This window comes from Arthrobacter sp. NPDC057013 (genome assembly GCF_042674585.1).
In the GTDB taxonomy this organism is placed as follows: Bacteria; Actinomycetota; Actinomycetes; order Actinomycetales; family Micrococcaceae; genus Arthrobacter.
The window spans coordinates 1-16,413 of sequence record NZ_JBHUSE010000029.1 but is presented as its reverse complement, the minus strand read 5'-3'; the positions used below and the strand labels follow the sequence as shown (position 1 = coordinate 16,413).

The 16,413-nt window shown below is 68.1% G+C and carries 17 protein-coding genes; 12 read left to right on the top strand and 5 right to left on the bottom strand.

The features are described 5' to 3' along the window. Nucleotides 1-62 precede the first annotated feature (62 nt). From ACFTSA_RS23090 to ACFTSA_RS23070, 5 genes are all read left to right on the top strand, one after another. Entirely contained in the window at nucleotides 63-929 is an 867-nt protein-coding gene (locus ACFTSA_RS23090) for a transketolase (protein ID WP_377954372.1), read from the top strand. Next, nucleotides 926-1,930: a transketolase family protein gene (locus ACFTSA_RS23085; RefSeq protein WP_377954335.1), complete on the top strand. Its 1,005-nt coding sequence runs from the start codon at nucleotides 926-928 to the stop codon at nucleotides 1,928-1,930. The genes ACFTSA_RS23090 and ACFTSA_RS23085 overlap by 4 nt, the downstream gene beginning before the upstream one ends. Nucleotides 1,931-2,047: 117 nt before the next feature. Beyond that, nucleotides 2,048-2,701, top strand: a complete 654-nt coding sequence (locus ACFTSA_RS23080; RefSeq protein WP_377954333.1) for a GntR family transcriptional regulator — start codon at nucleotides 2,048-2,050, stop codon at nucleotides 2,699-2,701. A 141-nt stretch (nucleotides 2,702-2,842) separates the two neighbouring features. After that, entirely contained in the window at nucleotides 2,843-3,733 is an 891-nt protein-coding gene (locus ACFTSA_RS23075) for a glycosyltransferase family 2 protein (protein ID WP_377954332.1), read from the top strand. A 34-nt stretch (nucleotides 3,734-3,767) separates the two neighbouring features. Next, complete coding sequence (locus tag ACFTSA_RS23070; protein WP_377954331.1) at nucleotides 3,768-4,151, top strand: RNA-binding S4 domain-containing protein; 384 nt, start codon at nucleotides 3,768-3,770, stop codon at nucleotides 4,149-4,151. A gap of 7 nt (nucleotides 4,152-4,158) precedes the next feature. On the opposite strand, the gene ACFTSA_RS23065 is transcribed toward ACFTSA_RS23070, so the two are convergent. The 3 genes from ACFTSA_RS23065 to ACFTSA_RS23055 are packed head-to-tail and all read right to left on the bottom strand — an operon-like array spanning nucleotide 4,159 to nucleotide 7,180. Then, complete coding sequence (locus ACFTSA_RS23065; RefSeq protein WP_377954329.1) at nucleotides 4,159-4,812, bottom strand: dihydrofolate reductase family protein; 654 nt, start codon at nucleotides 4,810-4,812, stop codon at nucleotides 4,159-4,161. Beyond that, entirely contained in the window at nucleotides 4,809-6,653 is a 1,845-nt protein-coding gene (locus ACFTSA_RS23060) for a DUF4389 domain-containing protein (RefSeq protein ID WP_377954328.1), read from the bottom strand. Before ACFTSA_RS23060 ends, ACFTSA_RS23065 begins: the two co-directional genes overlap by 4 nt. After that, nucleotides 6,650-7,180, bottom strand: a complete 531-nt coding sequence (locus tag ACFTSA_RS23055; RefSeq protein ID WP_377954326.1) for a hypothetical protein — start codon at nucleotides 7,178-7,180, stop codon at nucleotides 6,650-6,652. The genes ACFTSA_RS23060 and ACFTSA_RS23055 overlap by 4 nt, the downstream gene beginning before the upstream one ends. A gap of 260 nt (nucleotides 7,181-7,440) precedes the next feature. Between ACFTSA_RS23055 and ACFTSA_RS23050 the strand changes: the two genes are divergently transcribed. The 3 genes from ACFTSA_RS23050 to ACFTSA_RS23040 all read left to right on the top strand — a co-directional run bounded on the left by ACFTSA_RS23050 (nucleotide 7,441) and on the right by ACFTSA_RS23040 (nucleotide 10,735). Next, the gene (locus ACFTSA_RS23050) at nucleotides 7,441-8,997 is read left to right on the top strand and encodes an amidohydrolase (RefSeq protein ID WP_377954324.1); all 1,557 of its coding nucleotides are present in this window, start codon (nucleotides 7,441-7,443) and stop codon (nucleotides 8,995-8,997) included. Between the two features lie 107 nt (nucleotides 8,998-9,104). Beyond that, on the top strand, nucleotides 9,105-9,722 hold the full coding sequence (locus ACFTSA_RS23045; protein WP_331574690.1) for a uracil-DNA glycosylase: 618 nt from the start codon (nucleotides 9,105-9,107) through the stop codon (nucleotides 9,720-9,722). 26 nt (nucleotides 9,723-9,748) lie between these two features. Then, nucleotides 9,749-10,735, top strand: a complete 987-nt coding sequence (locus tag ACFTSA_RS23040; protein ID WP_377954323.1) for a hypothetical protein — start codon at nucleotides 9,749-9,751, stop codon at nucleotides 10,733-10,735. Here ACFTSA_RS23040 and ACFTSA_RS23035 read toward each other — a convergent pair. Beyond that, nucleotides 10,704-11,960 (bottom strand): type II toxin-antitoxin system HipA family toxin, encoded by a 1,257-nt coding sequence (locus ACFTSA_RS23035; RefSeq protein WP_377954322.1) that lies wholly within the window; start codon nucleotides 11,958-11,960, stop codon nucleotides 10,704-10,706. The genes ACFTSA_RS23040 and ACFTSA_RS23035 overlap by 32 nt on opposite strands. After that, nucleotides 11,957-12,277, bottom strand: a complete 321-nt coding sequence (locus ACFTSA_RS23030) for a helix-turn-helix transcriptional regulator (protein ID WP_377954320.1) — start codon at nucleotides 12,275-12,277, stop codon at nucleotides 11,957-11,959. The genes ACFTSA_RS23035 and ACFTSA_RS23030 overlap by 4 nt, the downstream gene beginning before the upstream one ends. Before the next feature lie 204 nt (nucleotides 12,278-12,481). Between ACFTSA_RS23030 and ACFTSA_RS23025 the strand changes: the two genes are divergently transcribed. The 4 genes from ACFTSA_RS23025 to ACFTSA_RS23010 all read left to right on the top strand — a co-directional run. After that, nucleotides 12,482-13,198: a FadR/GntR family transcriptional regulator gene (locus tag ACFTSA_RS23025; protein WP_377954318.1), complete on the top strand. Its 717-nt coding sequence runs from the start codon at nucleotides 12,482-12,484 to the stop codon at nucleotides 13,196-13,198. 107 nt (nucleotides 13,199-13,305) lie between these two features. Further along, complete coding sequence (locus ACFTSA_RS23020; protein ID WP_377954317.1) at nucleotides 13,306-14,367, top strand: asparaginase; 1,062 nt, start codon at nucleotides 13,306-13,308, stop codon at nucleotides 14,365-14,367. Between the two features lie 12 nt (nucleotides 14,368-14,379). After that, nucleotides 14,380-15,810, top strand: coding sequence for an aspartate ammonia-lyase (locus ACFTSA_RS23015; protein WP_377954315.1), 1,431 nt, complete (start codon nucleotides 14,380-14,382; stop codon nucleotides 15,808-15,810). A 37-nt stretch (nucleotides 15,811-15,847) separates the two neighbouring features. Continuing rightward, nucleotides 15,848-16,413, top strand: a 566-nt coding sequence (locus ACFTSA_RS23010) for an amino acid permease (protein ID WP_377954314.1), incomplete at its 3' end; no start/stop codon positions are given.

Genomic DNA, 16,413 nt, shown 5'->3' with positions numbered 1-16,413 from the left:
CCGCCGTCAACGAAGCCAGCCCGCAGGAACTGCAGGACCAGACACTCCCCCGGAAGGAACCCATGGCAAAGGAAACTGCAGCAGAACGGCTCGAACGGGTCAGTGCCGCCGCCTACCGGATCCGGCACCACGCGCTGAACATGGGCGAGGTCCAGGGCCAGGGCTACGTGGGCCAGGCGCTCGGCGCGGCGGACATGCTCGCCGTCGTCTACTCCGACCAGCTCCGGTTCCGCGCCGAGGACCCGCACTGGGAGCAGCGCGACCGCTTCCTGCTCTCCACCGGCCACTATGCCATCGGCCACTACGCTGCCCTCGCCGAGGCCGGAATCGTTCCGGTCGAGGAACTCGAGACCTACGGCTCGGACGACTCCCGGCTCCCGATGTCCGGCATGTCCACCTACACGCCCGGCATGGAAATCTCCGGCGGTTCCCTGGGCCACGGACTGACCATCGCCGTCGGCATGGCCTTGGGCCTGCGCCACCAGGGATCCGGCGCCAGGATCTACAACTTCCTCTCCGACGGCGAACTGGACGAAGGGTCCACCTGGGAAGCCGCCATGGGCGCCCACCACCACCAGCTCGGCAACCTGACCGCCATGGTGGACATCAACGCCCTGCAGGCCGACGGCAAGACCGACACCGTGCTCCGCACCGAACCCATTACCGAAAAGTGGGAGGCTGCCGGCTGGTACACCCAGCGGGTGGACGGCAACGACGTCGCCGCGCTGCTGGCCGCGTTCGACAACGCCGCAGACCAGGCCGCCGCCAGCGGCCGCCCCTCCGTGATCCTCTGCGACACCAAGGTGGGCCGCGGCGTGCCGCTGCTGGAGGAACGGGAAAAAGCTCACTTCATGCGCATCGAAGAACACGAATGGCAGACCTGCCGCGAGCAGCTGACCGCAGGATACGAAGGAAAGGCCGCCCGATGAGCACCACCGCTGTGAAGGCCACCGCCCCCAAGCTCAAGACCTCGGCCATGATCGCGTCCTTCGCCGATCCGGGCCAGAAAACCGCCTCCGCCCCGTTCGGGCACGCACTGGTCAAGGCCGCGCAGGAGAACGACAGGATCGTCGGCCTCACCGCGGACCTGGGCAAGTACACAGACATGCACATCTTCGCCAAGGCCTTCCCGGAGCGCTTCTTCCAGATGGGCATGGCCGAGCAGCTCCTCTTCGGCGCAGCCGCAGGGCTTGCCGAAACCGGCCTGGTGCCGTTCGCCTCCACGTACTCCGTGTTCGCCGCCCGCCGCGCCTACGACTTCCTCTGCCTGGACGCGGCCGAACCCAACCTGAACGTCAACATCGTGGGTGGTCTCCCCGGCCTCACCACCGGCTACGGCCCCAGCCACCAGGCCACCGAGGACATGGCGATCTTCCGCGGCATGCCCAACCTGACCATCGTGGACCCCTGCGACTCCATCGACATCGAGCAGGCCGTCCCGCAGCTGGCCGCCAGCGAAGGGCCCACCTACCTGCGCCTGCTCCGCGGCAACGTGCCCACGGTCCTGGACGAGTACGATTACACCTTCGAACTCGGCAAGGCCAAGGTCCTGCGCGGGGGCAACGACGTCGTCTTCGTCTCCAGCGGCCTGATGACCATGCGCGCCCTCCAGGCAGCCAAGGCGCTGGCGGAACACAACGTGGATGTCGCCGTCGTGCACACCCCCACCATCAAGCCGTTCGACGCCGAAACCGTCCTTGCCGAGATCAACACCGACCGCCTCGCGGTCACGCTGGAGAACCACTCCGTGGTGGGCGGCCTGTTCGAAACCGTTGCATCCGCCGTCGTTACCGCCGGCCTAGGCAAGCGCGTGGTGCCGGTGGCACTGCCCGACGAATTCCTCGACGCCGGCGCCCTGCCCACGCTGCACGAACGCTACGGCCTGTCCGTCCAGCGCATCGTGGCGAAAGTACTCGCCGAACTCGGCTAATACGGGACACGCAGCCACGGCAGGAGCGCCGCAGACAACGCGCCAGCGCTCCCGCCGTGGCATGATTGTTAACACGGCAACTGTAAACAGTTGACCTCTGACCTTGGGGAGAATCCGATGGCCGCAGCAGCCCTTCTGGGACTGGAAAAGAAAAGCCTCCGCGAGCAGGCGCTGGCCGCGTTGCGCACCGCCATCACCAGCGGAGCGCTCGAACCCGGCCGCCACCTGGTGGAAACCGAGCTCTCGGAGATGCTGCAGATCAGCCGCGGCACGCTCCGCGAGGCCCTGCGGCAGCTCCAGCAGGAAGGCCTCGTGTCCGCGGGCGCCCGCGGCAGGCTCTCCGTCCGCCACCTGGATGCGAAGGAAATCCGCGACATCTACTCAGTCCGCGCCGCTCTGGAATCCCTCGCGGCCCGCACGCTCTGCGAACTTCCGGACCGCCAGCACGTCATCGGCTCGCTCCGCACGGCCATCCAGGCCATGGAGGCTGCCACCCACGGAACCATGGAGGAGCGGGTGGAATCCGACCTCGACTTCCACCGCACCATGTGCCGCCTCACCGGCAACGAGACCCTGCTGCACTCGTGGGAATCCCTGGAAGGGTCCATCCGGATGTCCATCATGTTCGCCGGGCTCGAGAAGGGCGTGCGGAACATGAGCGTGGACCGGCACAACGACATCGTCGCCGCCATCGAAACCGGCGACGCCACCTTGGCCCGCAACACCATCCTCGAGCACATGGACTCGGCCGCGGCCGTCCTCGTCGCGTAGGTTCAGGCGCAAGACACCGGTCATGAAAGCGACCGTCAGCGCGTCCGGTCCGACACGCCTGCAGCGCGTTTAGGGAGCGGGAACCCGGGGTACCTGAACCAGTGCACCGAACGGCCTTATCGTCTCGGAAGGGCCATGATCATGACTCGCCACACATCTGCCAATTGGGCCTCAGGCCACCCCATCGAGGACGCTGCGCTGGACGTCCTCATCCCCACCTGCAACCGGCCGGCCGAACTTGCCGTCACGCTTGCGGGGCTCGCCGCCCAGGACAGCCCTGCCTTTCGACTTGTGATCAGTGACCAGTCGGACGGTCCGCCGGCATGGGAGCATCCGCCGGCTGCCAGCCTGCTCCGGGTCCTCGGTGCACAGGGCACCGCCGTCGAGCTGCACCGCCACCTCCCCCGCCGGGGCCTTGCCGAACACCGCCACTTTGCATTCGAACAGGCCCGGGCGGAGAAAGTGCTGTTCCTCGATGACGACATCTGGCTGGAGCCGGGTGCCCTGGCCCGGATGAGTCATGCCCTCGACACCCTGGGCTGCGGCTTTGTGGGCATGGCCCCTCAGGGCCTTTCCTTTTTGAATGACCGCCGCCCCGAGCAGACAGGCACCTTTGCTCCCTGGCAGGGACCCGTAACCCCGGAGCGCATCCGTCCGGGGGAGGAGGGTTTTGAGCGCTGGCCGCTACACAGCGCCGCAAACCTGAGCCATCTGAGCGCAGAGCTGGGGCTCAAATCCGGACAGTGGATACCGTACAAGGTGGCTTGGCTGGGCGGGTGCACCATGTTCCGACGCCAGGCGCTGGAAGACGTCGGCGGTTTCCAGTTCTGGACTCAACTTCCGCTCGAACACAGCGGCGAGGACGTGGTGGCCCAGTGGAGGGTGATGGAAAAATTTGGGGGCGCCGGCATCCTGCCTACAGGTGCCGTACACCTGGAATCCCCCACCACAGTCACGGACCGCCGGGTTGAGGCTTTCGAGGTCGTGCTGGCGGACGGTCCTGCGGCAAGTTCCGCATCCGCCGACGTCTAGCTCCACAGCCGCCCGGCTATACTCGGCTGCAACCATGAGCAGCCTTCCCTCAGCCCCCAGCACCGTCCGCGTCGACGCCTGGCTGTGGGCCATCCGCGTGTACAAGACGCGGTCCGCCGCCACCGCCGCCTGCCGCGCGGGGCACGTCCGCATCAACGGGAACCCGGCCAAGGCCTCGCAGTCACTGGTGCCTGGCGACACCGTGCGCGTCCGCCAGCCCGGCTATGAACGGATCCTCGAAGTGCGCCGGCTCATCGCCAAGCGCGTGGGTGCGGAGGCAGCGTCGCACTGTTTCACGGACCACACGCCACCGCGGCCGGTGGCTCCGGCGCTCGGCCTGCCGCAGCGGGACCGCGGAACCGGCCGCCCCACCAAGAAGGACCGCCGCGAAATGGAGCGCCTGCGAGGGCAGGGCTGACGGTACTTCAGTCCTTGACCTGCTCGCGGCCTTCCCGCACCTCGAATTCCCCCGCCTCCAGGTCAGCGGCACCGAAGGCGGCCGGCAGCAGGGTCAGGTGGACCGCCCCTGAGGAGGTCGCCTTGCTCCCGGCCAGGGTGAAGGCCGACGGCGTGACGCCGGGTTCGAAGAGCCGCTTGCCCTGGCCGAGGACCACCGGGAAGATGATCAGCCGGTATTCGTCCACCAGGCCGGCGTCGTGCAGGGCGCGGACCAGCCGGTGGCTGCCGTGGACCTGGAGCTCCCGGCCCGGGCCTGATTTGAGGTCGTCTACGGCCTCAAGGAAATTCGCGGGGAGGATGGTGGTGTTGTGCCAGGTCGCCTCGGTGAGCGTCGAGGACACCACGTACTTGGGCAGGCTGTTGAGCGCGCCGGCTACGGCGTCGTCCGGGTCGGTGACCTGCTCCCAGTAGGGCTGGAACATCTGGTAGGTGGTGCGGCCCAGGAGGATGGCGTCGGCTTCGGCGAACCACCCGTTCACGATCCTGCCCATGTCCTCGTCAAAGAGCGGCACCACCCAGCCGCCCAACTCGAAGCCGCCGCTGGTGTCCTCGTCCCTGCCGCCCGGGCCCTGCATGACGCCGTCGAGGCTCACGAAGGTGTGAACGGTGAGTTTCATCATGGCCCTCTTGGTGGAATGGTTTGTGGACTGACGGCCGGGGTCTCGCCGGGATCGACGGGGCCCATGTCGAGCCGGAACGGCGGGTACTCGTCCCGCATCAGAGCAACGTAGGCTGCGACGCGGTAGACCCAGCGGTTGAGGCCGATGAGCAGGTCGAACAGGCTCCGGAGGTACCTGCCGGTGAACAGCAGGATGACGCCGGCGATGAAGGCCAGGAGCGTGAGCAGGGAAACCGCGCTGCCTGCCGTGTAGCTGCCGGCGCCGCCTGCAAAGTCGTCGTCGGAGGAAGCCACCCAGGTACGGGAGGACCCCGCGAGCACGCCCACAATCACCAGATGCGGGATGGCGAGCAGCCAGGACTTCACCAGCACCAGGCCGCGCGACAGATGGTCCGGATAGTCCACCTCAAAGTCGGCCGGATAGTCGGTGCGGGCCAGGGTGAAGGGCGGGTAGCGGTCCGTGCCGATCGCCGTGAAGGCATAGAAGGACACCCGCCAGCTCCAGCGCAGCACGCCCACGTTGAAATTGAACAGCGAGTGCGGATAACGGCCGGTGAACAGGATCGCAAACCACGCCACGATGCTGGTCACGATCAGCGCGAACCAGAGGAAGAACAGGACGATCAGGTGCGGGATGGCCAGGAACCACTTGACCAGCCACATCCACCGGGACAGCGCCGGGTCCACGTGGCCGGTCAGGCGGGCCGGGTACCTCGGGTTCTCAAATTGGTCGACGACGGCGGACGGCGGCGGTGCGCCCGCCCCGCCGTCCGGGGCGGGATAGCCGGGTGCCGGATAACCCGGGGCCGGATAACCGGCAGCGGGGTAGGCCGCCGCCGGGTACGGACCCGGCGACATGCCCGGAGGCCCTCCGCTGCCGGGCGGCACGGCGGCATAGCCGGGCGGCACGGCGGCATAGCCGGGAGGGACGCCGGCACCTCCGGATGGCGCAGCCGCGCCGGGCGGGACACCCGGCCTCTCCCTGGGTACGGAAGAGCTGGCGAACGGACCGGTGGCGCCGGCAGCGGCTGGCCGTCCCGGCGTCGGAGTTTCCGCCGGCGGGGCCTGACCCGCGAGCGGATGACCGGGCGGATAGTGGCCGGGTTGGTGCTGGGGTTGATACTGGCCCGGCGGGTAGTGTGACGGGGGAACGTGCGGCGGCGGCCCGTGCCGTCCCAGTCCCATGGCGCCTGCAACGATCAGCGGGACACCGACGACCAGCAGCACGATCCCGGCAATGAGCAGCCACAGGAACAGCGGCCAGAGCAGGTCGGAGCGGACGCCGGCTTGCAGATCCACGGATACCGGGGACGTGGAATCGGCGTTCATGACCACCACGGTCCAGCTTCCGGGGATGATGTTCCACTTGAGTTCCTGCGTACCGGCGCCTTCGGCGGATGCGACCCAGAACTTCTGGGCTCCGGGGCGGGCCGGGGTCCGCGTGCCGGGCACTTCGGTGTAGTCAACCCTGAAGGGCCGCAGATTCAATTCGCGGATTTCCGAGCGCTTGACCCCGTCGAGAAAGCGCGCCGCGTCCTGCTGTGGTGCGATGCCGATGAAAATTCCCGTTCCCGGGCTGGCTGCCGATCCGCGGAGCAGGATGCTGCCGGCCGTATCCGACGGGATGACGTCCGGCAGCCTGCCGCTCACCATCACGTCCAGCCCTGCGGACGTAATGGCGGAGGATGCTGCATCGAACCGGTGCGACTGGGTGGTGAAGTAACCTTCGTCGCGCTGCTGGAAGTTGAGCCAGCCCACCCCGGCCGCGCCCGCCAGCAGCCCCAGTCCCAGGAGCGCGGCGATCGTGCCGAGGACGAGCATCACCATGCGGCCAGGTTTCATGCCGGTTCCTTATCTCGGGCCCTGCGGCGGGCTGCCACCCGTGGTTCGGCATCACCGGGTTGGGCGGTGCCCGGTTCCACGGCAGTCGCTTGAACGTCACCTGATGCCTGGACGTGGCCTGACCGGACGCCCTGTTGACCGTCAGGATGCTTGTGGTCGGTGTGCTTGTGGTCGATGTGCTTGTGGTCGCCCCGCCCGTGAGTGAATGACGGGTGCTGGTGGATGCCCGGCCGGGGGTCCAGAATGCTCAGCCGGCAGGGCTTATCCGACGTGCCTTCGCCACTGAGCTGGGTGAGCTGGGCGGGATCATGCAGCGCGGTGATGGTCTCGATGGCGGCACGGGCCATCGACAGATCCAGAATGATTTCCTTGCCTGGCAACAGAGTCCTGGCACGCCGCGCAACCACATAAAGCGCCCGGATGTTGGCCGGCGTCAGGGTTCCGCGGACCTCGATGCAGGCGCGTTCCATGTTCGCGTCGATGTGGACCACGACCTTGAGGCGGTGATGGCTTGCGGTGATGTCCACGGCACTCACGTCCCCCTGGCGGGCAGTCGCTGCCCGCGTCGACTCGGCCGGAACGTGTCAAAGGACCGGATATTAAGGTTCATGTGCCCAACGCCTCCCCGACTTCATCGTCGGAACCGTGTCACGTCCAGAATGCACCCTTCCGCCAGTGCTGGGAAGAGGTGTTCCGCCGCATCCCCGACGGCGCGGACCAGCGAAGAGTGCGCCATGACGGGGCGGGGCGGATTGGCGCTGGACGGATCCCTGCCTAGCCTGTTCCTATGCCTTCCAGCCACTATCAGCCACAGGACTTCCCAGCCGCTCAGGACCCGGTGTCAGCGGACGTGGTGCTGGCCTCCGTGCGGCTGCCCGGCGACCCAGGCTCCTCCGACATCCATGTCCGGAACGGCCGCGTCGCCGCGGTCACGCCAGCCGAGGAACGCTCTGACGATTTCAAGGCGGCGGGTGCCCACGTGCTGGATCTTGAGGGCCGTGTCGTCATTCCGGGACTGTGGGACGAGCACGTCCACATGACGCAGTGGGCGCTGGCCGCCAACCGGATCGATCTTTCCGGCGCCGCTTCGGCGAGGGCCGCCGTCGAACTTGTCCGGAAGGGGATGACGGCGGCAGGCCCGCGGGCAGACCGGGCGGCCGCACCGGCTATGACGGTGGTGGGCGCAGGCTTCCGGGACGCCGTCTGGGGTGACGTCCCCAGCGCGGAGATGCTCGACGACGCCACCCGGGAAGTGCCCACGGCGCTGATCAGCCACGACCTGCACTGTGTCTGGCTGAATTCGGCGGCCGCCCGGCGCTACGGAGTCCAGCTTCCGGCAGACGGCCTGCTCCGCGAGGAGCCGGCGTTTGCCCTCACGCGCGAGCTCGGAAAGCTGCCCGACGACGTCGTGGACGGTTGGGTGCGTGCGGCCGGCCGGGAAGCCGCCGCCCGCGGTGTTGTGGGCGTGGTGGACCTGGAGATGACGTGGAACCGCGACGTCTGGCTGCGCCGGATCGTCGGCGGATTCAGTTCCCTGCGCGTGGACGCGGGCGTGTATCCGGAGGATCTGGAGCGGGCGGCCGCGGCGGGAATGCGGACCGGGCAGGAGGTCGACGGCGGGGCGGGACTTTTGCGGGTGGGTCCGCTGAAGGTGCTGATCGACGGCTCCCTCAACACCCGTACCGCCTTCTGCGTTGACCCCTATCCGCACGGCGGCCACGGCATCCTGACCGTGAGCGGGGCCGAGCTGGTTGCCCTGCTCGGCAAGGCGCGGGAGACGGGCTTTGTGCCGGCGGTGCACGCCATCGGCGACGGCGCCAACCAGGTGGCGCTGGATGCCTTCGCCGAAGCCGGAACCGGCGGCCGGATCGAGCATGCCCAGTTTGTGCGGCAGGAGGACTTCGCCCGGTTCGGCGAGCTTGGCGTGACGGCCAGCGTCCAGCCGGCCCATGCCCTCGACGACCGCGACGCCGCTGACGCGAACTGGGCCGGCCGCACTGGCCGGGCCTTCCCGCTGCGCTCACTGCTGGACGGCGGGGCGAGGCTGGCGCTGGGTTCCGATGCGCCGGTGGCACCGCTGGACCCGTGGCTGGCGATGTCCGCCGCCACGGCGCGGGCGCGCAACGACGGCCGCGGCCCGTGGCACCCTGAGCAGTCGCTGACCCGGGAGGAGGCGCTGCTCGCCTCAACGCGGGGGCGCGGCCGGATCCAGGCGGGGGATGTGGCGGATATTGCCGTGCTGGATGCGGATCCCCTTGCCGCGCCCGATGCCGTGTTCGCCGGGATGCCCGTCGCTGCAACGCTCGTGGCGGGCCGGTTCACGTTCCGGGGTGCCGGGGTTTAGCAGTCCTGTCGGGTCGGCGGAAACTCCCCCACCCACCCTTACCGTCAAAAGCGTAGAGTGGCCTAAGACGCCTGATTCTTGGACGCCATGCAGCTAAGGGAGAAATCGTGACGATTGACTGGGACGAAAAGAAAGCCCTGCTACAGGAACCGAACATCGCAGCAGTGACGCAACTGTGCGATGAACTCATGGAGAAGAAGCCGGGATCGACCGTTCCTTATATCGACCCCGTCCATGACGAGGACGAATGCCGGATTGTCAGCCTCCAGGTCAGCCCGGGCAAGGGAACCGAGTCCGGGTTTGTATCCCATTTCAACGACGACGAGGCCGCCCGGCGCGCCACGCAGATCTACGAGCTCGCCGAACTGGATCCGCGCTACGTCATGCCGTGGAACGCCTATCCCTGGGTGCGCGACCCGGACATGCCCTCGGCCCTCAGCGTCCAGGAAAAGACCGACGGCCTGCGCCCCTTCCGGCAGTTCATGAAGATCAACAGGCGCGTCTCGGCCATCATCGCCCACGGGACCGACGCCGCCACCTTCCTGACCCTCTTCGAGAAGACCTACCATTACTCACTCAAGAACAACGGCATCAAAATCTATAAGGCCAGCGCGCTCGGCGGGCGGGCCTTTGCGGTTTCCGAGGCCAAGCAGGAAGAACTCCTGACCAAGAGCGTGGAGGTTTACAAGGACGCCATGCAGCGAGCGGGCATCCAGCACCTTTAACTCGCGGATTCCGGCCCGGTAAACGCGTGCTCGACTGGTTGCTCGATTCCGACCCCTCGATCCGGTGGCAGGTCCTGCGCGACCTGACGGAGGCGCCTGCGGAAGAGGTCCGCGCCGAACGCGCCCGGGTGGCCACGGAGGGCTGGGGTGCGCGCCTGCTCGCCCTGCAGGGCGACGACGGCCAGTGGGACGGCGGCACCTTCTTCCCCGTCCCGTATGACGGCTCCGAGGCTGGCCAGCCGTGGACCGCCACCACCTACAGCCTGCTGCTCCTGCGCGACCTCGGTCTCGACCCGGGCAGCGAAGAAGCCCGCGCCGCGGTGGGGAAAGTCCGGGAGAACAGCCGCTGGGAGGAAGGCGGCCAGCCGTTCTTCGACGGTGAGGTGGAACCCTGCATCAACGGCAAGGCCGTGGCCCTCGGAGCCTACTTCGGCGAGAACGTCGACGGGATCGTCCGGCGGCTCCTCGGCGAACAGCTCGACGACGGCGGCTGGAACTGCGAGGCGGAGCGGGGGTCGGTGCGCTCGTCCTTCGCGACCACCATCAACGTTCTGGAAGGGCTGTTGGAACACGAGCGGGCCACCGGCGGAACTCCGGAGTCGGTTGCTGCCCGGAAGCGGGGCGAGGAGTATCTGCTGGAACGTGTGCTGCTACGGCGCAAGAGTACCGGGGAGCTGGTTGACCCGGACTGGCTGCAGTTCTCCTACCCGACCCGCTGGTTCTATGACGCGCTCCGCGGCCTCGACTACTTCCGGGACGCTTCCTTCCTGGACACCGCCTTCCCGGATGCAGGCGCGCCACCGGACACCCGCCTGGCCGAGGCCGTCGGCCTGCTCCGCTCAAAACGGCAGCCCGGGGGAACCTGGCTGCTCGAGAACACCCACCCCGGCCGCATCCACTTCGCCATGGAGGACGGCGACGGGCGCCCCAGCCGCTGGAACACACTTCGGGCCCTGCGCGTGCTCAACTGGTACGACGGTTTTACCCCTCCAGCAGCCGCCGCCGGTGTTTGAGCTCCTTGACCCACGCTTTGGTGACCATGTCCGGAAAAGGCGAGGCGCCGCCGTCGTGCGCTGCAGTGGTGGCCGTTGAAGCGGCGGCAGTAGACGAAAACGCCGTCCCCGACTCCAGGTCCGCGAGCAGCGGGCCTGCGGCCTTCAGCGCCAGATCCGCCCCCTGGGCAGCCGTGCGTTCGGGCAGTCCGAGGCCCGTGGCCCAGGCCAGGAAGTGCTTGCGTGAGATGCCGCTGCGCTTGCCGCCGAGCGTCAGGGCGAGCGTTTTGTCCCCGTAGACCACTGTGGAGGGGATGTCGTAGACGGGGGCGATGGACCATTCCCCGTGCGGCTGCTGCACCATGGACACGTTCTTCGCATGGAGGTCGCCGTTGCCGCTGAGCAGCGCGAAGGCGGCCTGGATGGCGAGGTTCCGGAGCGCCGGCAGCGGCGCCGCGCAGTATTCGGCGAGCGCATGGCACACCGTCCCGAATCCCACGTTGTACTTGTCGGCCGGGTACAGCGTCAGCACCTGCGCTCCGTCCTCGACGGCGAGGCGCTGCACCGCGTCCCGCTCACCTGCCAGTGGCACGCGGTCGAACCGTTCCACCAGCAGCCCCGGCCGGCCGGCGACGTCGCGCATCAGCTGCACCCGGCTCAGCGGAATCCGCAGCTTGGCCGCGTAGCGGAACATGATGAACTCGTTCTCCACCACATGCGGGAACTCGGGGGCGTTGAGCTTGAGGATGAAGCGGCGCCCCGCGCTGGCCACGGGCATGGAAATCATGCCGGCGGACAGCTTGTCCTGCACGCCCGCGAGCGCCACCGGATCGATCAGCCCCGAGTCGCCCAGCAGTTCGTCAAAGTCCACAGGTCTGCGCGGGTCCACCTCGACGGCGTGCTCCTCCGGGTCCAGCGGCTCGCCGTGGCCCACGATCTGCACGTCGCCTACCGGGTTGCCGCCGGCGGCGATGAGCAGCGAGAGGTCGTCGTCCGCGCTGGTCTTGATGGACCGGCGCAACGCGTTCAGCCGCCGGCCCTCCGGGAGCAGCCCCGTGAAGTAGGGCGGCGCCGCACCCGCCCCGGACAGCACCGGCTCGGCGGTGAGCGGGAGCGAACTCGCGACGGCGGGGCGGCCGCTCTGCAGGTAGGCGGGCAGGTAGCTGAACCTGGTGCCGCCGTCGTACCGTTCCAGCCGGGCTGCCAGCACACCCCGCTTGTAGATGTCAGCGATGCGGTGCCTCACGGCCGGTTTTCCGGTCCGGGTTCGTTGCCGGGGATGTCCGACGGCGGCTGGGCCGATGGCGGGATGTCCGCCGGCGGCTGGGCCGCCAGTGTTTGGGCAGCGTTCCGGGCCCGGATTCCGAGATTTAGCTCCAGGCCAAGCGTCTCCAACACGGCCAGGAGCGTGTCCAGCCGGAGGGTCGGTTTGCCCTGCTCCACGAACCGGACCAAGCGCTCGGAAACCCCGGCCATGTCCGCCAGATCCTGCTGGCTCAGCCGGAGGGCGTCACGGCGGGCGCGGACGGCTGCCGCAAGGCCGGCGGCGAATGGATCGGTCAAGACACCTCCCAAGCATTCAGGTACGATCGTGCCGGTTTGTCCGTACTCTCAACGCTACGCCCGCGACCACGGGGACGCAAAGGCGTGCATCGGAACGAACGTACCAGCCGGACGCACCTCTCCCTTCCCGGGCGGGACGTCACGCTCAGACCGTCTCCGGCCTGCGGTTGACACATTCCTGTGACCCGTGCCATATTCTTAATCGTGAACCTGTCAGACAGCCGGACAGCCGGACAGCAAACCGGTGTCAGCACCTTTCCGCTGGCGCGCCTTAGCGCGGCCGAAGCTGTCTTCAACGCCATCCGCGGCGAGATCCAAAGCGGGGGCCTGGCCGTCGGCGCGAAGCTCAGCTCGGAAGCCGCCCTGGCCTCGCAGTACGGGGTGAGCCGCTCCGTGATCCGTGAGGCGCTGCGCTCCTGCACCGCCCTCGGCCTGACCGTGACCAAGACGGGGCGAGGCACGTTCGTCGTCGCCGACCATGTTGCCAACGACCTCGTCCTGGGCCAGTTCTCCGCCCGCGACCTCACCGAGGCCCGCCCGCACATCGAAGTCCCCGCCGCCGGCCTGGCCGCCGAGCGCCGCACGCCCGAGGACCTGGAAATCCTCCGTGGCATCATGGCGTCCATGGCCGGGGAAACCGACCCCGAAGCCTGGGTCGCCCTCGACTCCAGCTTCCATGCCGCCATCGCCCGCGCCAGCGGCAACAAGGTGTTCGAAAGCGTGGTGGCTGACATCCGCGACGCCCTCGCCCACCAGTCCGAAACCCTCAACATGGTGGCCGATCGCCAGTACGCCTCCGACGTCGAACACCGCCACATCCTGGACGCCATCGAAGCCGGGTCAGCGGCAGAAGCCAGCGCCGCCATGGCCGAGCACCTGCGCGCCGTCGGCGAAGCCCTCGACTCCATCCTTAACCGGTAAGCCCGGGCGGGTAGCCGCCCGGCCTTACTGGCACCCCGGACCAACCAGCACACCCAACTCCTCCACGCCACACCCAACTCGAATCAACACGCAACCCAGAGGACGCCATGCCTTCCCCCGCCATGCCGGCAAGCCGTTACCCTTCCGCGCCGCCCGCCGCCTCAGCGGTCCTGCCGCGGCACGAGCCCCTCGCCGTCCAGACCCGCGACGGCCTGGTGGAGAGCGTGCACTACGGCTCCCTGATCGCCACCGCCCCGGGGGGCCGCACGCTGCTCTCCGCCGGTGAACCCCGGGCCTCGTTCTACCCCCGGTCCTCCCTTAAGCCGCTGCAGTCCGTGGCCATGGTCCGGGCCGGCCTGGACCTGCCCGCCGACCTTCTGGCGCTCACCGCCGCGAGCCACTCCGGAGCAGCCCGGCACCTTGACGGCGCCATGCGCATCCTGGAACTGCACGGCCTCACGCCCGCGGCCCTCGAAAACAGCTCGGACCTCCCCTACGGCGTCCGCGAGCGAGAGGAATACCTGCGGGACGGCGGTCGTCCCACCCAGCTGGCCCAGAACTGCTCCGGCAAGCACGCAGCCATGGCCGCCACCTGCGTCATCAACGGCTGGCCGGTGCAGGGCTACCTGCACCCCTCCCACCCGTTGCAGAGGCTCGTCGCTGAAACCGTCACCGACCTGACCGGCGAAGAAGCCGCCGGCACCAGCACCGACGGCTGCGGCACCCCGCTGTTCGCCCTCACCCTCGCCGGCATGGCCCGCGCCTTCGGGCGCCTCGCCTCGGCCGAACTGGCCGATGGTGCGTCCGCCCCCGAAAGCCCGGAAGCCGCCGTCGCGCATTCCATGCGCCGCCACCCGGACATGGTGGCCGGCGAGGGCCGCGACGTCACGGACCTCATGCGGCTCCTGCCCGGCGCCCTCGCGAAGGACGGCTTCGAAGGCATCCAACTGGTGGGGCTGCCGGACGGACGCGCCGTTGCCGTCAAGATTTCCGACGGCGGTGACCGGGCCCGGATGCCCGTCACCGTCCGCGCGCTGGAAGCGCTCGACATCGACACCTCCGCCCTTGCAGGCATCGCCACCGGCGCGGTCCTCGGCGGAGGCCGCCAAGTGGGCCTGCTGCAGGCCACAGACTTTTCCTCCCTGTCCCCGACCAACGACGTTCTTTAAGGACTGCACCACATGACCGAAACCCAAACCCTGCCGGACGCCCAGACGGTGGCTGTCCGTTCCGAGCATGATCTGCTCGGTGACCGCGACATCCCCGCCGGGGCCTACTGGGGCGTCCACACGCTGCGCGCCGTGGAAAACTTCCCCATCACCGGGCAGCCGCTCTCGAGCAACATGCACCTGGTCCGCGGCCTCGCCGCCGTGAAACTCGCAGCCGCCCGCACCAACCTCGAACTCGGGCTCCTGGATGCCGAACGCGCCGCCGCCATCGAACAGGCCTGCACCGACGTCATGAACGGCGAACTCAGCGAGCAGTTCGTCGTCGACGTCATCCAGGGCGGCGCCGGAACGTCATCGAACATGAACGCCAACGAGGTCATCGCCAACCGGGCCCTGGAAATCCTCGGCCACCCCAAAGGCGACTACGCCCGGCTGCACCCCAACGACCACGTAAACCTCAGCCAATCCACCAACGACGTCTACCCCACCGCCGTCAAACTCGGCACCATCTTCGCCGCCCGCGAACTGCTCTCCGCCCTGGAAGAACTCGAGGAAGCGTTCGCCGCCAAAGCCACCGAGTTCCGCACCGTCGTCAAAATGGGCCGCACCCAACTCCAAGACGCCGTCCCCATGACCCTGGGACAGGAATTCGGCACCTACGCCGTCACCATCGGCGAAGACCGGCTCCGCCTGGCCGAAGCGGACCTGCTGATCCACGAAATCAACCTCGGCGCCACCGCAATCGGCACCGGCCTGAACGCCCCCGCCGGCTACGCCGAGGCCGCCTGCCGGCACCTGGCCCAGATCACCGGACTGCCCCTGGTCACCGCCGTCGACCTCATCGAGGCCACCCAGGACGTCGGCGCGTTCGTCCACCTCTCCGGCGTGCTCAAACGCGTCGCCGTCAAACTGTCCAAAATCTGCAACGACCTCCGCCTGCTCTCCTCCGGACCCCGTGCCGGCCTCGGCGAGATCAACCTTCCCGCCGTCCAGTCCGGATCCTCCATCATGCCCGGCAAGATCAACCCGGTAATCCCGGAAGTGGTCAGCCAGGTCGCCTACGAAGTCATCGGCAACGACGTCACCATCACCATGGCCGCCGAAGCCGGACAACTCCAGCTCAACGCCTTCGAACCGATCATCGTGCACAGCCTGCACAAAAGCATCACCCACCTCGAAGCCGCCTGCCGCACCCTCAGGGCCCGCTGCGTCCAAGGCATCACCGCCAACACCGAACGGCTGCGCCTCACCGTGGAACAATCCATCGGCCTGGTGACAGCATTGAATCCCCACCTCGGCTACGCCACCGCCACCGCCATCGCCCAGGAAGCCCTCGCCACCGGCCGCGGCGTGGCCGAACTGGTCCTCGAACACGGCCTGCTCACCGAAACCCAACTGCAGGAACTCCTCAGCCCCGAACGCCTGGCCAACCTCAGCAAGTAGCAAGATTCCTCCCCCAACAGGAAATCAAAGGACTCCCATGAGTAACCAACCCATCACTGACCACACGGTTCCGGTTCAGGCGCATGCCACCGAGAACCTTCTCCATGCCGAGGACAAGGGCTACCACAAGAGCCTGAAGCCGCGGCAGATCCAGATGATCGCGATCGGCGGCGCGATCGGCACGGGCCTGTTCCTCGGCGCCGGCGGCCGGCTCAACGCAGCCGGCCCGTCCCTGGTCATCGCCTACGCCGTCTGCGGCTTCTTCGCCTTCCTGATCCTGCGCGCCCTCGGCGAACTGGTACTGCACCGGCCATCCTCGGGCTCGTTCGTCTCCTACGCCCGCGAATTCTTCGGCGAAAAGGCAGCCTTCGTCTCCGGCTGGTTCTACTGGATCAACTGGGCCACCACCACCATCGTGGACATCACCGCCGCCGCCCTCTACATGAACTTCTTCGGCAACTACGTCCCCTGGATGGCCGACGTCCCCCAATGGGTCTGGGCACTGACAGCCCTCATCGTCGTCCTCGGCCTGAACCTCGTCTCCGTCAAGGTCTTCGGCGAAATGGAATTCTGGTTCGCCATCATCAAGGTCGCCGCCCTCGT

Bases quoted from the DNA above. Each gene is read 5' to 3' on its own strand.
- ACFTSA_RS23015 (WP_377954315.1), top strand. From the start codon at position 14,380: ATGACCGAAACCCAAACCCTGCCGGACGCCCAGACGGTGGCTGTCCGT.
- ACFTSA_RS23075 (WP_377954332.1), top strand. From the start codon at position 2,843: ATGACTCGCCACACATCTGCCAATTGGGCCTCAGGCCACCCCATCGAG.
- ACFTSA_RS23090 (WP_377954372.1), top strand. From the start codon at position 63: ATGGCAAAGGAAACTGCAGCAGAACGGCTCGAACGGGTCAGTGCCGCC.
- ACFTSA_RS23080 (WP_377954333.1), top strand. From the start codon at position 2,048: ATGGCCGCAGCAGCCCTTCTGGGACTGGAAAAGAAAAGCCTCCGCGAG.
- ACFTSA_RS23070 (WP_377954331.1), top strand. From the start codon at position 3,768: ATGAGCAGCCTTCCCTCAGCCCCCAGCACCGTCCGCGTCGACGCCTGG.
- ACFTSA_RS23085 (WP_377954335.1), top strand. From the start codon at position 926: ATGAGCACCACCGCTGTGAAGGCCACCGCCCCCAAGCTCAAGACCTCG.
- ACFTSA_RS23050 (WP_377954324.1), top strand. From the start codon at position 7,441: ATGCCTTCCAGCCACTATCAGCCACAGGACTTCCCAGCCGCTCAGGAC.
- ACFTSA_RS23060 (WP_377954328.1), bottom strand. From the start codon at position 6,653: ATGAAACCTGGCCGCATGGTGATGCTCGTCCTCGGCACGATCGCCGCG.
- ACFTSA_RS23020 (WP_377954317.1), top strand. From the start codon at position 13,306: ATGCCTTCCCCCGCCATGCCGGCAAGCCGTTACCCTTCCGCGCCGCCC.
- ACFTSA_RS23065 (WP_377954329.1), bottom strand. From the start codon at position 4,812: ATGATGAAACTCACCGTTCACACCTTCGTGAGCCTCGACGGCGTCATG.